The following is a 22,673-nucleotide window of genomic DNA, read 5'->3' on the forward strand; positions in this document are numbered from 1 at the left end:
ACTTTTATAAGAGGTAGTTCAGTGGATGAATTTGGAATTATAGAAAGAAGAACATATAATATGGTAAAGTTGCGGCAGTTACGAGAGAAAGCGAGTGATAGCTATGCTGATCAGGCCAGCGCGTGAAGGGGATGCGCAGGGGATAGCTCATGTACATACGGAGAGTTGGAAAACAACATATCGGGGAATTGTGCCTGACGATTTTTTGGATCATTTGACTATAGAATCAAGATTGTCCCAGTGGGAGAAGACCATTCGTTCTAGCGAAAAGGATCAGATCTTGGTGGTAGCTGAACAGGATGATGGGAACATTGTCGGATTTGCTTGTGGGGGTAAGGAGCGTGAAGGCAAATTACCTTATGATGGAGAGTTGTATGCTATATATTTGCTGAAGGAAGTGCAACAAACGGGGATAGGTCAGCAACTCGCGACACATGTCGTTCATCATCTGCAGACCCACAATATGAAACGTTTGATTATATGGGCTTTGGAGCGTAATTCAGCTTGTCGCTTCTATGAAAAGATGGGAGGCACTCCAGTCCAGACACAGTCCCTCCGCATTGGTGGTCAAGATCTGATCGAAGTTGGCTACGGATGGGAGGACTTGAGCCTCTTTGGAGAGAAGAGCCTGCCCGACTGTTGAAAGACGTCCAGATGCTGAGAGAATAGTGGGGGTTGTATTGTTTCCCTTAAACTTAAAGAATGAAAGAGCTAATTCAGGTCTTCACGTTTGCGTAATTCTGAACAAGGTTAATGATGTATTACACCGTTGTGCAGGTGTGACATTTAATCTTGATCAGGAGGCGTATTCACATGACTTTAATGGACACTGAACATACAACATGGACGAAACAATATATTAATGGCAGCTGGGTAGATGGCTCCGGTGAGAAAACAATGGAGAATATCAATCCTTATACGGGAGAAGTTATTGCCACATGGCGCTCTTCCAATAAGAAAGACATAGATAAGGCTTATGAGTCAGCTCAGAAAAATTCGATTGAATGGGCGAAGTCTTTGCCCGCTGCGAAAGAAGAGGTGTTGCGTAAAGTTTCATCCCTGATGGCGGAGCGCAAAGAGGAGATCATTCAACTGTTGATCACGGAATCCGGGAGTACCCGGATCAAATCGGAGGCGGAGTTTGCAGCCGCTAAACGCATTGTGGATGAAGCAGCATCTTTTCCTTATCGCATGAAGGGTGAGATCATCCCGTCCAATACCCCTGGCAAAGAGAACCGTGTGGTTCGTGAGCCTAAGGGAGTGATTGGTGTTATCGGGCCATGGAACTTCCCTTTGCATCTATGCCTGCGATCTGTAGCTCCAGCGATTGCCCTTGGTAATGGTGTGGTGATTAAACCAGCATCAGACACTCCGATTACGGCAGGTTGGCTCATTGCCGATTTGTTTGAACAAGCGGGTCTGCCTGAGGGCGTGCTAAATGTCGTTGCGGGAAGTGGCAGCGAGATCGGGGATTACTTTGTCGCTCATCCGGTTCCCAAAGTAATTTCATTCACGGGTTCCACAGAAGTTGGACAAGGGATCGGTAAACTGGCGGGTGAACATTTAAAAGAAACGGCACTGGAACTTGGTGGCAACAACGCCATGGTTGTGCTGGAAGATGCGGATATTGAACGTGCTGCCGAAGCGGCGGTCTTTGGCAAGTTTCTGCATCAGGGACAGATCTGTATGGCTCTGAATCGTATCATTGTGCATGCCGATATTTACGATAAGTTCGTCGATTCATTTGTAGCCAAAACGAAGAATGTCCAGGCAGGTGATCCAGCGGATGCCAAAACACTGGTGGGTCCTCTCATTCGGGAAAAAGAGGTAGAACGATTGCTGGAGCTTGTGAACAAAACCAAGGCCGAAGGTGCACGGTTATTGCTCGGAGGGACCAGTAAAGGCAGTGTGCTGTCTCCTACTGTACTTGCCGATGTTAAACCTGAACAGGATATCGTGCAGCAGGAATTGTTTGGCCCAGTAGCAGTGATCATGAAGGCTCATGATGAGCAGGAAGCTGTACGTTTGGCGAATGATACGCCTTATGGACTTAGTGGTTCCGTATTCACCCAAGATCTGAATCGAGGATATCAGGTTGCCCAGCGCATTGAATCAGGTATGGTGCATGTAAATGATCAGTCTGTGAACGATGAAGCGCATGTGATGTTTGGCGGTGAAAAAGCTTCAGGGATTGGACGTTTCGGTGGGGATTGGGCCATTGAGAAGTTTACACGTACGCGTTGGATCAGCATTCAGCACCAATATCGGGAATATCCGGGAGTAAAATAAGTCGAAAAAGGGTGAACAAGCAGGGGCATTTATGAATGATTAGAGTGGGTTACAAAAAGATCGACAAATCATGCGAAAGTCCGTCTACAGCTTGGTGGGACGGGCTTTTTGCACAATTTTACACCTCAGCAAAATACGGCTTAAGATAAGAGTGGAAAAGCTGTTTGGGGCTGACGCTATCTGGTTATTTATGGATACACGGAAGAATCGATCCGTAAATCCAATGGCAAAGGGGCTTTAAATTCATGTCCATTGACCGCTTTATTCTGAGGAAACTGAATACCTGTCAGGAAGAACATACACGTGCCAATTTGGTTCGGCTGTTTGTCATTCGTATTCGTAAAGCCGAGATTGCGGAAGAACATGATGCCGCCTATGTCCTGAGCAAACTGCACTGAGCGATGGCTGATAATAATTGTGATCCGCTGTTAACGTGTATACAACTCAAAAAAAGGAAGCTTGTCTATGACGACAGCTTCCTTTTTCATGTCTTGTAATGAATGTGTCTTGGTTGACTCCTTTTAATATAACGATAAAGCAAGGGAGTCGTTTTCACTTCGACTGTGGAGAATGGCTTCTCCATTAACAATCTCAATACTAATTAAAGAATGCAGACATTTTTGAATGGCGCGTTTACCGTTGCTAATTTTATGCTCAAGAGCACTGCTAAGCAATCTTAATGTCTTCTGCATAGGTTGTTTGTTTTCTTGATTAAAATATACAGGGATTGATTTGTTTTGAAAGGTTATTAGGGTTCTCACTTGAAATCACCTCACGGTTGTTATTTCATACAGCTAATATTAAATTCCAATGCTTAAAATTACCTTAAAATCAGCTTATGAAAACATAAAGGTGGGTAATGTTTGAAAAGTGTTCACAATTCAATTGTGAGCGAAGGAATAAAAGTCCTGAAAAACGTAACTTAATTACCATTTAAATGGAACAAAAAACGATAATTTTCGTATCCTCGCAATATTAAATTGCATAACTGCCACAAAAGTTCTGAGTCGAATGTACGATATTTTAATATATACGTGGGTCATATGTAACAAAATTACAAGTGGTACATTGCAAACAGGGTGTTTATGTAAGAAAATAGGGTTGATATAACGATTCATTCTCTTTTTTTTGATTTAATCTGACATTAGGACAATTTACATATGAGACCATGGGAGGGATTCGGATGATTCTAACCGTGCATTCCGGCCGCGAGGAAGGAGAATGGTTCGACATCGATGTTCCGGACGAATGTACCATCGAACATTTGAAGACATTACTCGGCGTTCGCATTTTTGGACAGGCACCGGGAGACGGCATTCAGTACATCCTTGAAGCCAAGTTTCCGGAAGGTCTGTGGTTCTCTCCGCAGAACGCACAGCAGTTAATGGAAACGGGGCTACGACAAGGCAGTTGCGTACGTGTCCAGCGGGCTTTTTCAACAACTTCGGAAGAAGCGCCTGTATATGGAAGACGTTCATTGTTTCAACAGGACAGCAACGAATAGGGCTTTTGAACGTATACATTCATTATTGAACGAACTAAAGGAGGTCTTCTCTTCGTGAATGTGTTATATCAGCGTTCTCCAAGAATGACACCGGTTCTCAAGGAAGAGAGACTCGAAATACTCAGGCCTCCAACAGAACCGAGCAAACCCACGTTTTCCATGATATCCATTATTGTGCCGATCATGATGACCATGGTTAGCATTGGTTTCTACGTATATATCAATATGACCGGCAAAATGGGCAATAGCAATTATATGATGTTTCAGATGATGACGGTCATGATGATGCTTACTTCTTACACCATTCCATTCTTCGTGTATCTGAGCAACAAGAAATCATATCGCAAAAAATTGGAAGAACGAAAAATAATGTATCTTGCCCAATTGGACAAACACCGGGAAGAACTGAAAGAAGCTCAGGCGGAGCAAGTGAAGAGCCTGTACGAAATTCATGGTGATCCGGGTGTGTGTCTTCAAGTGGTGAAGAACCGGAACAGTTCCTTGTGGGAGCGTTCACCAGAGGATGATGATTTCCTTCAGGTGCGCATTGGTACGGGAGAGATTCCATTCCGAATCAAACTTCAGGTTCCGCGGATTGATGGTTACGAGAAGGATGAGCTGATTGAAGCGGCCCATGAACTTGCGGCTGAATTCCAGACGGTACCAGATGCTTCCATTACATTGCCTTTGTTCCAATCGAAGGTTATGGGACTTGTCGGTGATCGGGAGGAAGTGCTTGCTTCCCTGCGAGTCATCATCTCACAACTGACGGTACGCCATTCCCCGGATGAACTGAAGCTTGCTGCTTTCTATGAAGAAAAGGACAGCAAGGAATGGGACTGGCTTCGCTGGATGCCCCATATCTGGGATGAAGACCAAGGACAACGCTATATGGCCGACAGGCACAGCGGTGCGCATCAATTGGCGGACAGCTTGTTTTCCGTGTTGAATCGGCGTCGTAACAATAAGGAAGACCGCTACAAGAAAAGCGTACAAACGCCGTGCTACGTTGTAATTCTCTCCGATACGCAATTAATTGAAGAAGAACCGTTGCTTCCGCTGCTGCTGGAGTCGGCTCACGAGATTGATGTATGCACCATCATACTGGCTAATCGCAAGGAGTCTCTACCGATGCATTGTCAGTTGATTATGGATGCCTCCAAAGGCAAAGGGGTGTATATCAAAAAAACGGAAGATGCGGATGTTATTCAACAAACGTACAAGCCTGATGTGATCTCGAAGGAGATGGCAGAGGCTCTTTCCCGTTATATGTCACCGATCCGGTTAAAGCGGTCATCTGCTTCAGATATCCCGCAAGTGCTTCCGTTATTCGATATGCTGAGCACATCACGCGTGGAAGATCTGGATGTGGTGTCCAGGTGGGGACAGACGAGATATCCTGACACGCTGCCCGTACCAATGGGTGTACGCGCTGGCGGCAAAAAAATTGCGATAAACCTGCATGACAAAATTGAACGTCAGGGTCATGGTCCCCATGGTCTGATTGCAGGTACAACCGGTTCAGGTAAAAGTGAAGTCATCCAGTCCATCGTAGCTTCACTCGCTGCTGAATTCCATCCACATGATCTGGCCTTCATGCTGATTGACTATAAAGGTGGCGGGATGTCCAATACATTTGTTGATCTGCCTCATGTGGTAGGGACAATCACCAATCTGGATGGGAATCTGATCGAGCGGGCGAATATTTCACTTCGTGCCGAACTGGTCAGAAGGCAAAAAATATTAAATGATGCGGGAAACCTCCAGCATATTGATGAATATTACAAGATTCTGCGTTCCAGACATGAACAGCCACTGCCACATCTGGTTATTATCATTGACGAGTTTGCTCAATTGAAGCGGGACCAGCCGGAGTTCATGGATGAATTGATCAGTATCGCGGCCATTGGTCGGACACTTGGGGTTCATCTAATTCTGGCAACCCAAAAGCCAGCTGGTGTTGTAGACGATAAAATATGGAGTAATTCTCGTTTCCGGATCTGCCTTCGCGTACAGAGTGAGGGAGATAGCAGGGATATGATCAAGATTCCAAATGCTGCCTGGATTACAAAGCCTGGTCGCGGATATTTCCAGGTTGGTAGTGATGAAGTGTTTGAAGAAATGCAATTCGCCTGGAGTGGTGCACCTTATAACCAGCAGGAGGATTCAACAACGGTATTGCCTGTTATGGAAGTGCGCCTGAACGGTAAGCGGGAGCCTCTGTTAACTGGAGAGCGCAGAGCCGTTCTCAAAGGTGAAGATGTTCCGAAACAGCTTCAGGTATTTATTGATTATGTTGCGCAGTCTGCAGCGGATGCGGGTATCCGTCGTTTGCCAGGACCATGGTTGCCACCTTTACCAGAGACACTGGAATGGGAAGGTCTTCAGGAATGGCAGGAAGAAGAGAATCGGGAGCTGCTGCTTGATGGCGGAGCGAGTGGTCTGAAACCACTGGTTGGTTTGCTGGATGATCTCCCTAATCAGCGCCAACAACCGCTCGCATTGCCTGTGGATCAAGGACATCTGGTCGTGTACGGCATGCCAGGACTGGGCAAAACAACATTTGTTCAGACCTTGCTTATGTCTCTGGCCCGTTCCCATAGAACTGAGCCTTGGCATGGTTACATTATCGATATGGGCCGTATGATGAAAGACTTTGCAGCACTACCTCAGATCGGTGGTGTGATGATGGCTGAAGAGGAAGACCGGATCAAGCGGTTATTCCGCTATATTCTCAAGCTGTCAGCACAACGCAAAGATATCATCTCGGAGGCGGGGGTTAAAACGATTTCGGCGTACCGCCGGACAGCTCACGCGGCTGTCCCGCAGGTTGTGGTCGTTATCGATGGTTATCTTTCATTCCGCAATGCCTATCCGGAAGAAAATGAACTTCTGGAGACGATCCTGCGTGAAGGCGGAAGTCTGGGTATCACCTTTGTGCTCACAGCCAATCGGGTAACAGATGTATTTGAAAAATTCAGAAGCAATATTCCCAATGCGGTTTCATTTGAGTTATCCGATCCAAGCGATTATTATTATGCCGTGGGAAGACCTTCCAAGGCCCCAAGCCAACTTCCGCCAGGAAGAGGTCTGGTCAAAGGGCAAGTGCCTCCGTTAATGTTTCAGGCGGCATTACCCTCTTCAGGGGCAGATGAGGGCAAGCGTTCATCGGCACTGCGCCGTACGATTGCTGAGATTCGCCAAGGCTGGACAGGGGAAGAAGCGCCGCAGATTGCTCCACTTCCTGAAGAAATCAAACTGAAGGATCTGCTCATTCGGACAGGATCATATGGTCAGGCTTGGGATACATCGTCTGTAACTGTCCCTGTGGGATTGCTTACGGATGATCTGGAACCATTCGAGCTTAATCTGCGTGAAGGTCCGCATTTCATGGTAACGAGTCCGATGGAAGGCGGCAAAACGACATTTTTATTGACATGGATGTTATCACTGGCTTATCATGCTTCTCCGGAAGATGTGCAAATATACACAGTAGATATGCGTTATGGCTCAGGTGGGCTGGGGGAAATCAGCAGTTTGCCCCATGTCCGTGGACATGTATCGCGAGAAGAACAGCTTGCGCCTGTCATTCAACAGTTGTACGATGAAGTTCTGAAAAGAGGCGAGATTTCCGGTGGACCGGAACTTGTGCTCGTCATCGACGATGCGGACACCTTGTCCAAGCAGTTAAACGATTTTAATGTGAAAGATCAATTGGGAGCGATTGTTCGTCAAGGAAGGGATCGCGGTGTACACGTGATTCTATCCGGAGTTCCGGCAGACTTCCCAACTTTTGGTTCTGACTGGGTAACGGATGTGAAGGCTTCCCAGAGTGGAATGCTGTTCGGGACTTTAGACCCTAACGATCTCTCGTTCTTCCGTATACCTTATTCCGAATCCGGAGGTAGTTCAGGTGGGCTGAAGGTACTGCCTCCGGGTCAAGGTTATTATGTAAAACGTAAATATTCCAGGGTTAAAGGTGCAGTTCCATGTGATGACAGCTGGAAAATGACCGATTGGATTTCTGAAATTCGTGACCGATGGCATGTTGTAGTTTGAGGGGAGGTGGCTCATAATGTTGACGGTTCATGATTCTAAGCAAAAGGTAGTCACGTTGCAAACAAAGGAACTTTTTTTCCTGGCTGGTATTCTCGGTTCAGACCGACTGCTTGGTGTGGAAGATCCGTTTCGCGGCTATATGGCGGAGGATATCGCGATGGAGTGGGAGCGTGTCAAAACCTCCCTGCTTGACAAAGGATATCTGATTCGGGATCAGGATACCGATGAGCTGATCATGACACCGACCGTTTTCTCCAGGGTAGCCATTGCCGGATTGTCCGACAGAGCTTGTTGGATTCGCTACACGATCAACGGCAAGTCGTATGAGAGTTATATCCATTGCACGGATGAGCGGGTCGTTGAAGTTTCCCGTGTTGACGACGTACCGGACTCGTTCCGGCTCAGCGATCTGGGAAGTGTTCGTGAAGCCATTGATGTTCTGATAGAGCGGATGAAATGGAGCGGCCATTCTCCTGCGGAGAAACCGGCCCTAATGTGCTCCAAGAAAAAATTTTATGATGTCATGAATGAGCTCGAAAACAGCGGAGTACAGACCGTAGCAACGGAACTCGAACAGGAGACAAGTGATCCTGAGGGCTCACTTGCACTGGCACGCTGTCTGGTGGGTAAGGAGTCAGACGGGGAGCTCAGGTTGCTTGTATGGAATGAAGACGGGTGGAAGTCGCAGTCGGCAGCATTTGCTGCAAGTGCGGTTTCCAACTGGTTGTTCCGGATGAGCACTGCGGCTTCAGATGATTGGCTTGTTGCAGCACTAACGACTAGAGAACAGTTTCACGAGATGCTGCTGGACTGGCTTAAACAGCCTGCAGGGGAAGAGGAAAGGTGATGGTAAATGCGCATTCGTGTGGAACCGGATGTGCTTCGGGCACTGAGCAAGCAGATTCAGTATGCAGCGGAGCAAATACAGCAAAAGATGACAGTGTTGGATCAGGCGATTCATTCGCTGGAGTGGGAGGTTGAATCCCGCGCAGCGGTGATGAATGAATGGAATCACAGTAAACGACTGGGCGAGGATGCGCTGCGTCGATTAATGGACTTAAGCGTACAGCTGGGACGCAAAGCGTTGTTATTCCAGCAGGCAGACATGGAGTATCGTTCCGTGCTGAGTCATGTGAACACAGCCTATGGTAATGCGGTCAATATGCTGAATGTTCTTCAGAACAATCGTACAGGAGAAATCATGCCTGCACATTCTGCAACTGTAGCTGTAGTATCCGATCCCCTTTCCGCAATGGCGGCCGTATATCGTGTACAGGATGCCGCTCCGCCTGATGGCTCCCCGGCTACACTGGTGCAGGCTATGCAGCCTGAGCCTGTAGCATGGAGATTCACAGATCCTTCCTTTCGGGGAAGAAGAGGGACCGAGCCTGTTGTTTCCTGAACAGGGTGAATAAAAGTAACAGCAGAAAGTGAATATTTTTTTGTAAATAGGCTGTTAGGAGAAGTTTCAAGTGCTGAAAATGGGGTAAATAGGATTAGGTCCTTCGGCTTTTGTCCGATCGATCCTGGTATAGTACAATTTGAACAAGTAAAAATTTAATTGCACAAACCAAGGAGGAATTTACAAATGGCAGGACGTATTTTAGTTACCCCAGAGCAGCTTGATCAGGTTTCCAACCAATTTAAACAAAGCGGTGAGCAAAGTCAGCAAATCGTATCTACATTGACTCAATCCATCACAAGCATGGAAGGACAATGGGAAGGTATGACAAAGCAACGCTTCTTCCAAGAGTTCCAAGAAGCTAGCAAACAAATGCAATCATTCGTTCAAACGCTGAACAGCATCAGCGCTGAACTTACAGCTATTGCTAACAAATTCCGTACAGCTGACCAAGCTCGTTAATCTGCTTTACATAGATCAGGCCGATGTGAAGTCTGAATTCGTCCTGAATTATAGGTGGATAGCAAGCTGAAGATGTACAACTACAGCAAAAACCGGGCGTTTTCACAACACCCGGTTTTTGTTGCAACTATGACACTAGGACAGAGAGAGGGATAAGCATGTCTTTTCAACCAAATCCCGGGGATGAAGTGGTGATTAACGACATTGCCTATACGATTGGGCAACATCCGGCAGCGCCGGGTCTGGCTTATGCCCAAGCCGGAAGGCAGGGGATTGTTTATCAGTTGTTACCCCGAAATGGTTCCATTCATGGGGCTAAAGCACTAAAAGTATTTTTTCCTAAATTCCGTATTCCGGCTATGGTATATCAGTCTGAGCATATGGAGTCTTATAGTGAACTGCCAGGTTTGCAGGTATGCAAGCGTGATGTGCTCACTCCGGAAAGAAACGGAGCGCTCATTGGAAAACATCCCGATCTGTTATATGCGGTGTTGATGCCATGGGTGCAAGGTCAGACCTGGTTCGATGTAATCAGTGATCAGAGACAGTTGACGGCTGAGGAGAGCCTGAAGCTGGCTAGAGCGCTTGCTGGAACAGGTTCGGCTATGGAACAACGTGGACTGGCTCATTGCGATATGTCCGCTCCCAATGTAATGATTCCGTTTTTTTCCGAAGTGGAGAACCTGGGGAAGATGTCTGCGGTAGAACTTGTGGATGTCGAGCAGATGTACGGTTCCAAGATGGATCGTCCGGATGCCCTGCTTGCCGGGTCACCCGGTTATGCAGCCCATCGAACAGTGCACAGCGGTTTGTGGAGTTCATATGCTGACCGATTTGCCGGAGCGGTTATCATTGCTGAAATGTTAAGCTGGTCCGACCCTGTGATTGTAGAGAAAGCGTGGGGCGAAAGTTATTTTGACCAGCATGAAATGCAAACGGTGAGTGAACGGTATTATGCGATGCGGGAGTCCCTTGAGAAGCGTTGGGGTTCCAAACTGTCCGATCTGTTTATTCGAGCTTGGGAAAGTCACGATCTGAGCAGTTGTCCGACGTTTGGTGAGTGGTATGTTGCATTGGCTGCGGTAGACGTGGATCAGGCCAATGCGGCGGCTGCGACATCGGAAGAAAAAGCTGCCAATCCATCCGAAGCTGATGTGAATCTGAAAAAGAGCTCAGAACCAGTAAGTGAACCGGTGAATACGCAAGACGGGAACCGTCCCCAAACGCCGCACTCTCCCGATCAGGAAGCGGTTGTGAACCGTCTGTTCCTGCAAGCAAGAGCCCTGGAGGATGAAGATAAACCGGCTGCAGCACTGGAAGTGTACCGCTCGCTTTATCATTTTATTCCTCATAACAGCGCGATGCAGATGGAAGTCGAGGCCGCAATTAAGGAACTGGATGCAAAGCTTAATCCAAAAGAAGACACAGACAAACCTGTACCTGTGCCATTCTACAGATCCAAAAAGTTCATGATATCCTCCGCTGTGCTTATTGTATTGCTGGCAGGTGGCGTGCCAACGGTCAAAATACTCGCCGATCAGGCAGAGGTGAAACAGAAAGAACAGCAGGAAGCCACACGACTGGCAGATATCAAAGCTGCGGAAGAGGCTGAAGCAGCAAAGGCAGCTGCGCTCAAACAGCAGGAAGAACAAGAGAAGCAAAAGGCCGCAGATGCTGCAAAACTGGACGCAGAGGAAAAGAAAAAGCTTGCTGAAGCCAAGCAGAAGGCAGCTGAAGCAAAGAAAAAAGAAGAAGAACGTAAGGCGTTACAGGCCAAGTACGACAAACAGGCGAAATATGAGGCCTTTCTGGTGAAGCAAGAACAGCAGAAGAAAGAAGCTGCTAAGAGAGCGCAGCAGGAGAAGTATGATAAACAGGCAAAATATGAAGCTTATCTGGTCTGGAAAAAAGAGAATGATGCCAAGCTTGCAAAACAGGAAGCGGAGCGTAAAGCGGCAGCTGAAGTTAAACGTCAACAGGAGATTGCTCAGAAAGCAGCTCTGAAGAAAAAACGTGCCCAGAATGTGGTCACGCTGATTGCTCATTACAATAAAACGTATAACGCTCAAAAAGGCAGAAAAATTGAAAATGCGGAATCGTATGCCCGTGATTTCAAAAATCTTTACAATACCGATGCTTCCTATTTCAAAGGTGTTGGCAAAGTAGCCGCTCGAATGAGTGCCATTAACAAATTCCTGAGCAACAACAGCTATACGTTGCCTAACTTATAAATAACACGTGAATGATGGAGGTGACTCACCCTAGATGAACTACACGATTCAAGCATCACAGCGTACACCTGCACTTATTATATATTTAATTGATATTAGCGCCTCCATGAACATGGTTCTGGAAAATCGTCGACGGATTGACGTCGTCTATGATGCCTTATCTCTCGCGATCCGCCAAATGGTATTTCGCTCTACCAAGGGAAATCGTCTGACACCTCGCTATCGTATAGCCATATTGGCTTACAGCGATGATGTATATGACTTGTTGAACGGAATCAAAGGGATTGACGAGATCGCTGCAGTTGGTTCTTTGCCTGACCTGACACCGAGACGGTTTTCAGATTCTGCGAAGGCTTTCCTGCAGGCGGAAAAGATTCTACAGGCTGAAATTCCGAATATGCAGGATTGTCCTGCGCCACTTGTATGCCATATGACCGACGGGGTAGCTACAGGTGAAGATCCCGAACCGATTGCCAAAAGAATCATGGGTATGAGTGTACCTGACGGCAATGTACTGGTGGAGAATATTTTTATATCGGATCATCTGCTGGAAGGACCAATTGCTGAACCTAGAAGATGGAAGGGAATCTCTTCGGAAACGAATCTACAGGATGAGCATGGAGAGAAGCTGCGGAATATGTCATCCGTCCTGCCCGAAAGTTATCGGGAAATGCTTGTTGAAGCTGATTATTTGCTTGCACCCGGTGCACTCATGATGCTGCCAGGTACATGTGCAGAATTGGTATCAATCGGGTTCCAGATGTCCGCTGCTACGCCTGTGAGATAGGAGGGGAATCATGAGATCGATGCGTTTGGCAACATTGTCTGCTGGAGATAAGGGGGGCCATGCCGAGCAACGGCATGGCAACTTTCGCTATGTGAGTGTACAGACCGGGGAACAGCCGCTAACTCGCTATCAGGGTACATTTAAGTGCAGATATGGTTATGGCAGAGCGGCTGAGACGGTACATCAGGGAGATACCGGACAGGACTTTGCTGCGGTACGTATGAAAGGGAATATCTGCAATTTTGTTTTGTGTGATGGCGTAGGCATGAGTTACCTGGGCGATTTTGCAGCGCGTTTTCTAGGGAATGCTCTGTTGGATTGGTTGGAAACGACGCAACACACAACGGTAGAGGGTGTTGAGCGTCTTCTCCATGATCTTACCCTTCCCGCATCGGAGCAATTGGAGAAATTACAGCCACTGGAAAGTTCCCCTTTGTTGCTGCGTGAAGTGTTGATGGAAAAGCGAAGTCGGGGCAGTCAGGCCATGTATGTGTGTGGGCGGATCGAGCTCACGGGAGGCGGCCGCAAAAGCCGTGTATGGTTAGCGTGGCAAGGAGATTCCCGTATTCGCCTGTGGCGTAATGGTCAGGAACAGTCTGAATTATTTCAGACTCACTGCAAGACAAATGAGCGTTGGTCTACACTTGAAGGACCTGTTGGTGGTAAGCCGCACATCTGCGAGATGAAAGGGTCCGCAGGAGATTCACTGCGTCTTCAGTTGTATACGGATGGACTGAACGATCTGGATGCCATTCAAGCCTATGTCCCGGATGAACACATTCAGGTACTGCTGGATGCGACACATACCGGCGGTCTTGAAGATGATGCCGCTTTCATTGAGCTGGAATGGTGAGTGCGGGATATCAAGATGTGGATCGATCTTGATGAAGCTGTGACAGCGGCGAAGATCAACTGTGAAAAAACTTGTTGGTGTTGATTTAAAAGACACTCTTTTTGGGTAATCTTGTGAAGAATTGATTTTAAGTACGTGTTCAAAAGCGGACTTTTTGAACAACCTCTTTAACGATGAGCTTGAACGTACATTCTTACATAATTGCTAAATCAAAGGAGTGGAATGGATAATGACACAACATAACGGCAAGTCACGGTTCCAGGGTAAGGTTGCGATTATTACCGGAGCAGGGTCCGGGATTGGGAAAGCCACTGCGGTCAAGCTGGCTAAAGAGGGTGCACATGTTGCATTGTTTGATCTGGTGAATGATCGGATCTCGGAAACGGAAGCTGAGATTAATGCGCTGCACCCCGGTGCGGCAAGAGCATTTGATGTAGACATTTCCGACCCGTCACGTGTGGAAAAGGCTGTACTGGAAACCGTTGAGTTATTCGGCGGTTTGGATATTGTTTTTGCCAATGCGGGCATTAACGGTGTATCGGCACCGATTGAGGAAATTCAGGTTGAAGATTGGCAACAGATTATTACAACCAACCTGAATGGTACGTTTTTCACGATTAAATATGCATTGCCTCACGTGAAAAAACGGGGTGGCGGCAGTATTATCATCACGAGTTCGATTAATGGCAATCAACGATTCTCAAGCTTTGGCATGTCGGCATACAGCACGTCCAAGGCAGGACAGGTTGCTTTTGCCAAGATGGCTGCGCTTGAGCTGGCGAAGTTCAAGATACGTGTGAACGTGATCTGTCCAGGAGCGATTGCAACAAATATCGATCAAAGTACGGTCAAAACGGATGATCTACAGCAGATCATTATTCCGATGGAGTTCCCGGAAGGACAGCAACCACTTGCGGACGGGCCGGGTCAACCGGAACATGTTGCCGATCTGGTAAGTTTCCTCGCATCGTCCGAATCCAGACATATTACCGGAGCAGAGATCGTCATAGATGGTGCCGAGTCATTGCTCAGCTAAGTGAGTATTCTGGATAAATTTCATTTTTGCTAAGGCGTGTCTTAGGGTGTGTCTGCGATAGTCGTTCCTCTGGAACGGCTTTTTTTGTTATAATGCTAACATTCGAATAGAGATACTGAAGAGCAGTAGGGTACATTCATTAGGAGCGATCATATGCATATAGAGTTACCGATACAAGAGGTTATTCCTGAGTTAAGACAGTTATTTCGGGATCAAGATACAGGTGTGTTAATTGCAGAGCCAGGAGCGGGAAAAACGACGGTTGTACCGTTGGCTTTACTGGAGGAGCCGTGGGTTGCGGGACGGAAAATCATTATGCTGGAACCCCGAAGGCTGGCTGCGCGTTCGGCTGCATCGAGACTGGCGGCTACGCTAGGGGAAAAGGCGGGGCAGACGGTAGGATATCGTGTACGCATGGATACCCGGGTGAGTCAGGTGACACGGATTGAAGTTGTGACGGAAGGTGTATTGACCCGGATGTTGCAACAGGACCAGGGGCTTGAGGATACGGCGATGATTATATTTGATGAATTCCATGAGCGGCATCTACATGGGGATTTGGGTCTGGCTCTAGCCTTGGAATCGCGAGCGATGTTACGTCCGGATCTGAAACTGTTGGTCATGTCGGCGACCCTTGATCCTGTTCCGGTCTGTGCATTGCTAGGTGAAGGCACAAAATCAATTCATTGTCCGGGCCGTACATTTCCTGTAGAAACACGTTACTTGCCTAGACCAGCAGCCATGCCACTGGAACAATTTACGGCTCAGACGGTGACCAAGGCATTAGCCGAACAGGAGGGGGACGTGCTTGTTTTCCTTCCTGGCGCAAGAGAGATACACCGTACAGAGCGGGAGTTATCGAATGGTTCTCTTCCTGGACATGTGAAAGTTCATTCCCTATATGGCAGTATGCCGGTGGAACAACAGGATGAGGCCATACGCCCGGCGGCTGAGGGCTCGCGCAAAGTTGTGCTGTCCACCTCCATTGCGGAATCCAGCCTCACACTCGCTGGAGTTAAGATTGTGGTGGACGCAGGGCTGAGTCGTGCATCGGCATTCTCGCCGCGCACGGGAATGAGCCGACTTGTCACCCTGCCGGTGTCCAAGGCGTCAGCCGACCAACGGCGGGGTCGTGCAGGGCGAATTGCCCCGGGGGTGTGTTACCGGCTATGGAGCGAAGAGGTTCACGGGGGACTGCCTGAGGCAGCTCGCCCGGAGATCACCTCCGCGGATCTTGCGCCGCTGGCGCTGGAGCTTGCCGTCTGGGGTGTCCAGTCCCCAGCAGAGCTGCAATGGCTGGACACCCCGCCTGACGCCGCCTACGGCCAGGCTCAGGCGCTGCTGCGCCAGCTGGGCGGCCTGAACGACGCAGGCCGCATCACGCCCTTCGGGCGGCGGATGAACACGCTTGGCGTGCATCCGCGACTGGCCAGCATGCTGCTCCGCGCAGCGGAGCTTGGGCTGGCCAGCTACGCCAGCATGCTGGCGGCACTGCTGCAGGAACCTGCCGGCCTTCGCAGCAGTGGCAGTGCAGGCGCGGGCACGGACCTTCGCCCGCGCGTAGAGGCGCTGCTGACCGCGGACAGCAGCGGCATGCCGCAAGCGGCAGCGGCTGTCGCAGACGGCGCGGCCGTGCGGCGCATGCTCCAGGAGAGCCGCCAGCTGCGCTCGGCGCTCGGCCCGGCGGCCGATCCGGTGCGGCCGGATGAGGACAGCTGCGGATTGCTGCTGTCCTTCGCCTATCCGGACCGGATCGGGCAACGCCGGGAGGACGGCCGCTATCTGCTGAGCAGCGGCCGCGGTGTAAGGCTCGCAGCGACAGAATCGCTGAGCCGTGCAGCGTATCTGGTCGCAGCCGAGGCAGACGACCAGGGCGCAGATGCGCGCATCCTGCTGGCTGCGCCGTTGCAGGAGCAGACCTTGTTGCAGGCAGGTCAGCACTTGCTGCACAATGAAGTGCAAGTGGCCTGGGATTCCAACACTCGCAGCGTGCGCGCACATAAGAGACTTCGGATTGGAGCCTTTGTGATTAAAGAGAGCAGTATTGCACAGCCACCTGAAGATCAGGTGCTGGAAGCACTGTTAACCGGAATACGAATGGAAGGGCTGGATTGTCTGCCTTGGACAAAAACATCCAGACAACTTGCGGACAGGCTACGGTTCCTGCATCTCCATCTACCTGAGTGGCCTGACCTGATTGAAGATGATCTGACCGAAGAGCTGGCAGAACATCTTACCCCTTATCTGACAGGCATGCGATCGGCAGCCGACCTCAAGAGATTGTCGATGCAAGATGTATTACTTGGTGGCCTGAGCTGGACGCAACGACAACAACTGGACGATGAAGCTCCGACGCATATACAGGTGCCCAGTGGCTCACGTATTCCTGTGGACTACAGTCGTCCAGAGGACCCGGCGCTGGCAGTAAGATTACAGGAGATGTTTGGACAACAGGAGACACCGCGTATAGCGGGTGGGCGAGTCCCGTTGACCATCCACCTATTATCACCGGCTCAGCGACCTGTACAGGTCACACGAGACTTGGCGAATTTCTGGCGAGAGACGTACTTTGACGTCAAAAAAGATCTGAAAGGTCGTTATCCGAAGCATTACTGGCCGGATAATCCACTTGAAGCGGTCGCCACAAATCGGGCCAAACCACGGGGCAAATAGATGAATTACTTCATTTTTAAAGACATCAACGATTTGGTTCCCAAAGGGCGCGTTATCAGGGTTAGACTTTGCTGAACAACAGTCAGTTTTGTAGCTGATCGAATCATTCTCTGTCTTAAAGAATCACCCTTTAACCAGAACGTGTCTCAAAACTAGCTAACGTGCATCTTTTACTATCTTTTCGCCCCATGTTACGTCACTTTGCCTTTTCGTCCCATGCTGCGTCACTTTCCCTTGACGTGCCCCGGCACGCCTGCTGAAAACTTCCGGCATGGAACGATAATTTGGCAAAATCTGCTTCTTTTGAGGTTGAAGACACATCCTAGAGCGTATCTTCAAACCTGCCGAAGCCGAAGCGTAACTGAACGTGCCTGGAGCTGATGATGGAGCAGAAACATGGAGCGGAGCGCTAACGAACCTGTGACGACTTATTCAGCGATTTGAAGTACCCGCAGTAATCTAAGGAATATGAAACACGCTATATTTGAATAACCAGCCATTTACAACGGGTTTGTCAGGTAATTTTGGTAAATAACGTGTCTCATGTTCCTTACAAAATAAAATGAGGACCCGAAGGCTAAATAAGACGTCCTCGGTTCCTTAGAAAATCGTCTGGGACAATCCGCCAAGATCAGCCAGTCTAGACTTCAAGATGTTCTGGACGCCGACGTGCTTCAACGTAGAACATGCCTGATAACGTATCACATACCTGAGTTTGAAGGCACACCCTGATGAGGATTAATAAAGAATGAACTTCAGCAATTTTTTACTATCAACACATAGTATATTGACTTGCAAACGTTTAAAAGAAACTTAGGCGGGTAATAACATAGCGAACCACTCAATAATATGAGGAGGGATTCACTATGCAGAAGAAAATCGTAGGTGTGTTTAATACAGAACGTGAAGCATCGCAGGCTATCGAGGGTTTGAAAGCACAAGGATTCACTTCAGACGAAATCTCCGTTGTTACACAAGATCGGGATGAACTGAAGGCAATTCGGGAAGAGACAGGTACCAAAGCCCCTGAAGGCGTGGCTGCGGGTGCAGCAACAGGTGGTGTACTTGGTGGTGTAGCCGGTCTGCTCGCAGGTATCGGTGCACTAGCCATACCCGGCATAGGACCGATTCTGGCCGCAGGCCCTATCGCGGCAGCATTTACCGGTGCAGCTGTGGGTGCAGGAGCTGGCGGATTGGTGGGTGGACTTGTGGGTCTTGGTATTCCGGAAGAGGACGCTAAACAGTATGAGGAGTATGTACAGAATGGTAAAATCCTGCTGCTCGTAGATTCTACGGATCGGGACTCCGATGTGTACGATGTGTTCAGTGGCAACAGCCAGCTTAACCGAGACAGAGCCGAAGCAGCTCATCGCGGAGATGTGCCAGCCGAACGTCCGGATCTGGATATGGAAGAACGCAGATTGGAAGCCCAAAACAAGGCAGCGCGATTCGGTAACAATACATTCCTGTAATCTTGCCGCGAATTTAATCGATATGAAATAAAACCCAATGACTTATTATCTGTAAAATGGAATGACATATATGATCCACCAGATGGTCATTAGCCGGTTTCCTTAAGGGAAGCCGGCTTTTGTCCCTGTGTTGCATATGGGTGGGTGTCAATAATGTCGGATGGTGTTTTTACCCAGTCAAGCAGGGAATAACAATACATATAACAGTACAGCCAAAGCGAGTCCAATCACCAGTAGCATCATGGTAAGAAACCGGATTAATCCGGTCGATGCCTGAAACGTCTGTTCATTGATTTGGGTACGCTTCCGATGATAGGCTGCTGCCGAATACACAATGATGGATATGCCGCCAATCAGAGAAGTGATACCCGTAATAATCGCCGAAATATGTGCAAGCCGATCATACGCCGACGAATTGAAACCAAATCCGGCAGCAAGAAAGCCGATGCCCGCCATGGCAATACCGGTGCGCACCCAGGCCAGAAAAGTTCGCTCGTTAGCCAGATGTTGCTGGACATACTTGGAATCGGTAGTGGTTACGTCTTTTTCTGTTAAAGAAATGTGAATCAACTCCGTTCAATAAATATACGGCTTCATTGTACTTTGTTTTTATCGCAAAACCAAGAAAGGATGGCTGAATGTATGCCTCGCAAAGAACGAATTACAGAAATAGAGAGTTTAAGGGGAATTGCCTTTGGAGCGGTGGTTCTCCAGCATTCCATCGCACATTACTCTCTGGTCCCGGAAACGAGACTGGAGGATGGTGTGTTACTGGCCATACTGCTGATGCTCTCCAAATTTGCAGTTCCTTTATTCATATTCATAACAGGTATGGTGCTGTTCTATAACACGGGAGACAAGCTGCATTACGGCAAGTTTATGAGAAAAAGAGTAAACGACGTGATCGTGCCTTACCTGATCTGGTCACTCATTTATTTTACACTGGCACCGAGGGGCTGGACCGGATTTGGATGGAATGACATCCCGGACCTAGGCCTGAAGTTGCTTACGGGCAAAACGACTTCACACTTTTGGTACATCATTATGTTGATCCAGTTTTATCTGTTATTTCCACTCTTTTTGCATGCCATTCGTTATGTATATAACCGATATGAGGCCAAGGGGCGCTTGATCGCATTATTGATTTCTGGTGTGGTGTATCTTGTACTTGCGGATCAATTAAGAAACATCGCCAAGTTCATGGAACAGGTGAATATCCCGGTGCTGACAGATGCTTTTACAACGTATGCAGACCGTAATTTCCTCTATTTCTTTATTTATTTTGTACTTGGTGCAGCAGCAGGGTTATCTGTACAGCACTGGAATGAATGGACTCATCGATTGCGCTGGATATACTGGACAGTGTTTATTGTTCTGGGTCTGCGGTTTACTTATTTATTAATGCTAGAGTTTCAGAAGCCGGAGGGAATCAAAATTACGTTCTACACGGTCAGCTTGATCCGCCCTGATATGGCAATCTTTCTGATCGCTTCCATTATGGTCATGTACCAGCTGGCCGGAAAACTTCATAACCTCAGGGCTACACGATTGCTGGGATGGATTGGTGGTGTATCGTATGGCGGTTATCTGATGCATATGTTGATGCTGCGGTATAGCTACATTCCGGATGAGTTGTTTTACGTTGCTATGGGTTGGAACCCTGTCGTCCGAATGATCATCACCTGGTTGTTGGCTCTTACATTATCCTGTGTAGTGACATGGCTTATCTCGCGTGTAAGCTGGGGCAAATGGATTGTGGGAACCGTACCGAAGTCTGTCCGCGATAAATGAATCCATCAACATATGAAAAATTCATAATAGATCACCACAGCCGCATAGAAGTGTACGGGAGTACGAGAGTATATGAACACAAGATACAGGAGCACAGGTATTACAGCTTTTACAGCTTTTGCACAGACTTTCTTGTCATTAAAATTCGATCTCACGACACCCTGAGCCCTGAAATAAACAACTTTTGAATCAATTTCATAACTCACTAAAAATGGATTTCTGTAACTGGATATAGACAAATTGAACCGTTTCGATCGATATCCAGCCTTGATTGAAGCAGCTAAAGGTATTATGAAATTGATTTTTTTGAATAACAATTAAAATTTCATTACATGAAAAATTCACAACAGAAAACCTTTTTCCGTGCTTCCCCCAGGTTAACGCGTATTCACACGATTTCTTGCTCGCCCTCCTTGAAGATAGATAAAAGGGGGGCAAAGCGGAGAAAGATGGCAGAACCCGAACATAAGTTTTATAATACTAGATATATAGGTTCTGACAGGAGGGGAATGAACGTGGCTTTTATGATTGCACAGCGGGCATTTATCAAGCTGTATCTGATTACGATGGTTGAACAGCACAGGGGGTATGGTTACGAGATGCTGGAGGCGATGAAGCAGGAATTCAAAGACTACGGTTATGTACCACCCCAGAGCGAGGTATATCGGGCACTGCATGAATTGGTACAGCAAGGTGTTTTTTATCGCACCAAGAAGCTAAAGGGCAATGATCCAAAGGTCGATTTTCAGGAAATCGTTTTATATCATTTCACGGATGATGGTGCGGAAAAAGCTGAGTTATACAAGAAACAGGTCAAAACGGATCTGGATCGTTGTCTCGGCATGTTACACAAGGCAGAAGAGGACAACTACGGTACGAAAGGAAGATGAGCATGAACAGACAGTTACAGTGGGGTGTACTCGGTACGTCAACCATTGCCAAAAATGCAGTCATTCCGGCGATCCAGCAGTCTGAACGTGGTGAGGTGTTGGCGATTGCCAGCCGCAGCAAGGAAAAAGCGGAAACCCTTGCCGAAGAACTCGGCATTGCCAGATCGTATGGCAGTTATGAAGAGCTCATCGCTGATCCGGACATTGAAGCCGTCTATATTCCTTTGCCTAACCATATGCACAAAGAATGGACCATCAAAGCGGCACAGGCTGGTAAACACGTGTTGTGTGAGAAACCGGCTGCCTTGAATGCTGATGAATCGGCAGAAATGATCGAGGTATGTCACCAGCAAGGTGTTCTTTTTGCAGAAGCAATTATGTATCGATATCATCCCAAGCACAGACGTGTGCAAGAGATTATAGCTAGTGGAGAGATTGGCATCGTCAGAGCCATCCATGGTAACTTTACCTGTAATACCGCTGATGACAAGGAAAATGTTAGGTTCAAAAGAGAGATGGGCGGCGGATCATTATTCGATCTTGGCGTGTATCCGATCTCGGCGGCCCGGATGTATCTGGGACAGGAACCGGAAGCGGTGACAGTTCACGCTCTATTCTCGGACGAGCATGATGGCGTGGATATGATGGCGTCGGGACTGGTAGAATTTCCGAATTCGGTAGCTTTAACTTTTGACTGTGGCATGTGGGCTTCAGGTCGAGCGGAGATGGAGATTCTCGGGACGGAAGGGCGGATTGAACTGCCAAAAGTGTTTGGCTGGGAGAACAGTGATATTCCACCTCAGATTATTGTACATACGGATTCGGTCAGTCGTGAGGAACGTGTATCCGTGTCCAATTCCTATGTGCTTCAGGTAGAGACGTTTGCAACGGCTGTGCTTGAGGGAGAGGCCTTACCGTTCAGTCCGGAAAATACCATTCAAAACATGCGCGTTATTGATGCGTGCCTGGAATCGGCTCGAACTCGTCAACGTGTGCAATTGATCGATTAGATTAGGTCAAATCAGTTTAAACATACTAGAAAAGTAGACTCCATCTTCAGGGATGAGAGTCTTTTTTTCTGTCTTAAAATGTTACAATTATAATATTTTACAATTTAAACGTCTTCATTTGATATTTCTACCAAAATGATGTGATATAAATAGTCATGAGATGACTTGTTTACTATAATCTAGCAGAACATACAACTAGACCGTTACAGCTTGC

General features: G+C 48.0%; 19 protein-coding genes. 17 read left to right on the forward strand and 2 right to left on the reverse strand.

Annotated elements, in window-relative coordinates; genetic code table 11:
- Positions 1-103 precede the first annotated feature (103 nt).
- The 3 genes from C161_RS11865 to C161_RS32765 all read left to right on the forward strand — a co-directional run bounded on the left by C161_RS11865 (position 104) and on the right by C161_RS32765 (position 2,687).
- On the forward strand, positions 104-643 hold the full coding sequence (locus tag C161_RS11865) for a GNAT family N-acetyltransferase (protein WP_036670432.1): 540 nt from the start codon (positions 104-106) through the stop codon (positions 641-643).
- A gap of 170 nt (positions 644-813) precedes the next feature.
- Positions 814-2,289, forward strand: coding sequence for an aldehyde dehydrogenase family protein (locus C161_RS11870; protein ID WP_036670433.1), 1,476 nt, complete (start codon positions 814-816; stop codon positions 2,287-2,289).
- A gap of 245 nt (positions 2,290-2,534) precedes the next feature.
- Positions 2,535-2,687, forward strand: coding sequence for a hypothetical protein (locus tag C161_RS32765; RefSeq protein ID WP_164783094.1), 153 nt, complete (start codon positions 2,535-2,537; stop codon positions 2,685-2,687).
- A 123-nt stretch (positions 2,688-2,810) separates the two neighbouring features.
- On the opposite strand, the gene C161_RS32970 is transcribed toward C161_RS32765, so the two are convergent.
- Positions 2,811-3,050, reverse strand: coding sequence for a hypothetical protein (locus C161_RS32970; protein ID WP_074094612.1), 240 nt, complete (start codon positions 3,048-3,050; stop codon positions 2,811-2,813).
- Between the two features lie 422 nt (positions 3,051-3,472).
- On the opposite strand from C161_RS32970, the gene C161_RS11875 reads away from it, so the two are divergent.
- From C161_RS11875 to C161_RS11925, 11 genes are all read left to right on the forward strand, one after another.
- Positions 3,473-3,793: a hypothetical protein gene (locus tag C161_RS11875; RefSeq protein WP_036609203.1), complete on the forward strand. Its 321-nt coding sequence runs from the start codon at positions 3,473-3,475 to the stop codon at positions 3,791-3,793.
- Positions 3,794-3,847: 54 nt separating this feature from the next.
- On the forward strand, positions 3,848-7,852 hold the full coding sequence (essC, locus tag C161_RS11880; protein WP_036670434.1) for a type VII secretion protein EssC: 4,005 nt from the start codon (positions 3,848-3,850) through the stop codon (positions 7,850-7,852).
- 16 nt (positions 7,853-7,868) lie between these two features.
- The gene (locus C161_RS11885; RefSeq protein ID WP_036670435.1) at positions 7,869-8,699 is read left to right on the forward strand and encodes a hypothetical protein; all 831 of its coding nucleotides are present in this window, start codon (positions 7,869-7,871) and stop codon (positions 8,697-8,699) included.
- A gap of 6 nt (positions 8,700-8,705) precedes the next feature.
- Positions 8,706-9,254, forward strand: coding sequence for a WXG100 family type VII secretion target (locus tag C161_RS11890; RefSeq protein ID WP_017689072.1), 549 nt, complete (start codon positions 8,706-8,708; stop codon positions 9,252-9,254).
- Between the two features lie 186 nt (positions 9,255-9,440).
- Positions 9,441-9,716 carry a WXG100 family type VII secretion target gene (locus C161_RS11895; RefSeq protein WP_017689071.1) on the forward strand — a complete coding sequence of 92 codons (276 nt, stop codon included), beginning with the start codon at positions 9,441-9,443 and terminating at the stop codon, positions 9,714-9,716.
- 158 nt (positions 9,717-9,874) lie between these two features.
- The gene (locus C161_RS11900) at positions 9,875-11,947 is read left to right on the forward strand and encodes a membrane protein (protein WP_036670436.1); all 2,073 of its coding nucleotides are present in this window, start codon (positions 9,875-9,877) and stop codon (positions 11,945-11,947) included.
- 34 nt (positions 11,948-11,981) lie between these two features.
- Positions 11,982-12,734: a vWA domain-containing protein gene (locus C161_RS11905; RefSeq protein WP_017689069.1), complete on the forward strand. Its 753-nt coding sequence runs from the start codon at positions 11,982-11,984 to the stop codon at positions 12,732-12,734.
- 10 nt (positions 12,735-12,744) lie between these two features.
- On the forward strand, positions 12,745-13,587 hold the full coding sequence (locus tag C161_RS11910; RefSeq protein ID WP_036670437.1) for a protein phosphatase 2C domain-containing protein: 843 nt from the start codon (positions 12,745-12,747) through the stop codon (positions 13,585-13,587).
- A 229-nt stretch (positions 13,588-13,816) separates the two neighbouring features.
- Positions 13,817-14,623 carry an SDR family oxidoreductase gene (locus C161_RS11915; RefSeq protein ID WP_036670438.1) on the forward strand — a complete coding sequence of 269 codons (807 nt, stop codon included), beginning with the start codon at positions 13,817-13,819 and terminating at the stop codon, positions 14,621-14,623.
- Positions 14,624-14,776: 153 nt separating this feature from the next.
- Complete coding sequence (gene hrpB, locus C161_RS11920; protein WP_036670440.1) at positions 14,777-17,296, forward strand: ATP-dependent helicase HrpB; 2,520 nt, start codon at positions 14,777-14,779, stop codon at positions 17,294-17,296.
- Between the two features lie 866 nt (positions 17,297-18,162).
- On the forward strand, positions 18,163-18,768 hold the full coding sequence (locus tag C161_RS11925) for a general stress protein (RefSeq protein ID WP_017689064.1): 606 nt from the start codon (positions 18,163-18,165) through the stop codon (positions 18,766-18,768).
- Positions 18,769-18,945: 177 nt separating this feature from the next.
- Here the strand turns inward: C161_RS11925 and C161_RS11930 are convergent, their stop codons facing one another.
- A complete protein-coding gene (locus C161_RS11930) occupies positions 18,946-19,338 on the reverse strand; it encodes a YidH family protein (protein ID WP_235193787.1) in 393 nt (130 codons plus the stop codon).
- Between the two features lie 72 nt (positions 19,339-19,410).
- Between C161_RS11930 and C161_RS11935 the strand changes: the two genes are divergently transcribed.
- The 3 genes from C161_RS11935 (at position 19,411) to C161_RS11945 (ending at position 22,459) form a co-directional block, all read left to right on the forward strand.
- Positions 19,411-20,559 carry an acyltransferase gene (locus C161_RS11935; RefSeq protein ID WP_036670442.1) on the forward strand — a complete coding sequence of 383 codons (1,149 nt, stop codon included), beginning with the start codon at positions 19,411-19,413 and terminating at the stop codon, positions 20,557-20,559.
- Between the two features lie 515 nt (positions 20,560-21,074).
- Positions 21,075-21,449: a helix-turn-helix transcriptional regulator gene (locus tag C161_RS11940; protein WP_036609188.1), complete on the forward strand. Its 375-nt coding sequence runs from the start codon at positions 21,075-21,077 to the stop codon at positions 21,447-21,449.
- 2 nt (positions 21,450-21,451) lie between these two features.
- A complete protein-coding gene (locus C161_RS11945; protein ID WP_036670444.1) occupies positions 21,452-22,459 on the forward strand; it encodes a Gfo/Idh/MocA family protein in 1,008 nt (335 codons plus the stop codon).
- Positions 22,460-22,673: the final 214 nt, after the last annotated feature.

It is taken from the genome of Paenibacillus sp. FSL R5-192 (assembly GCF_000517845.1).
GTDB lineage: Bacteria > Bacillota > Bacilli > Paenibacillales > Paenibacillaceae > Paenibacillus > Paenibacillus amylolyticus.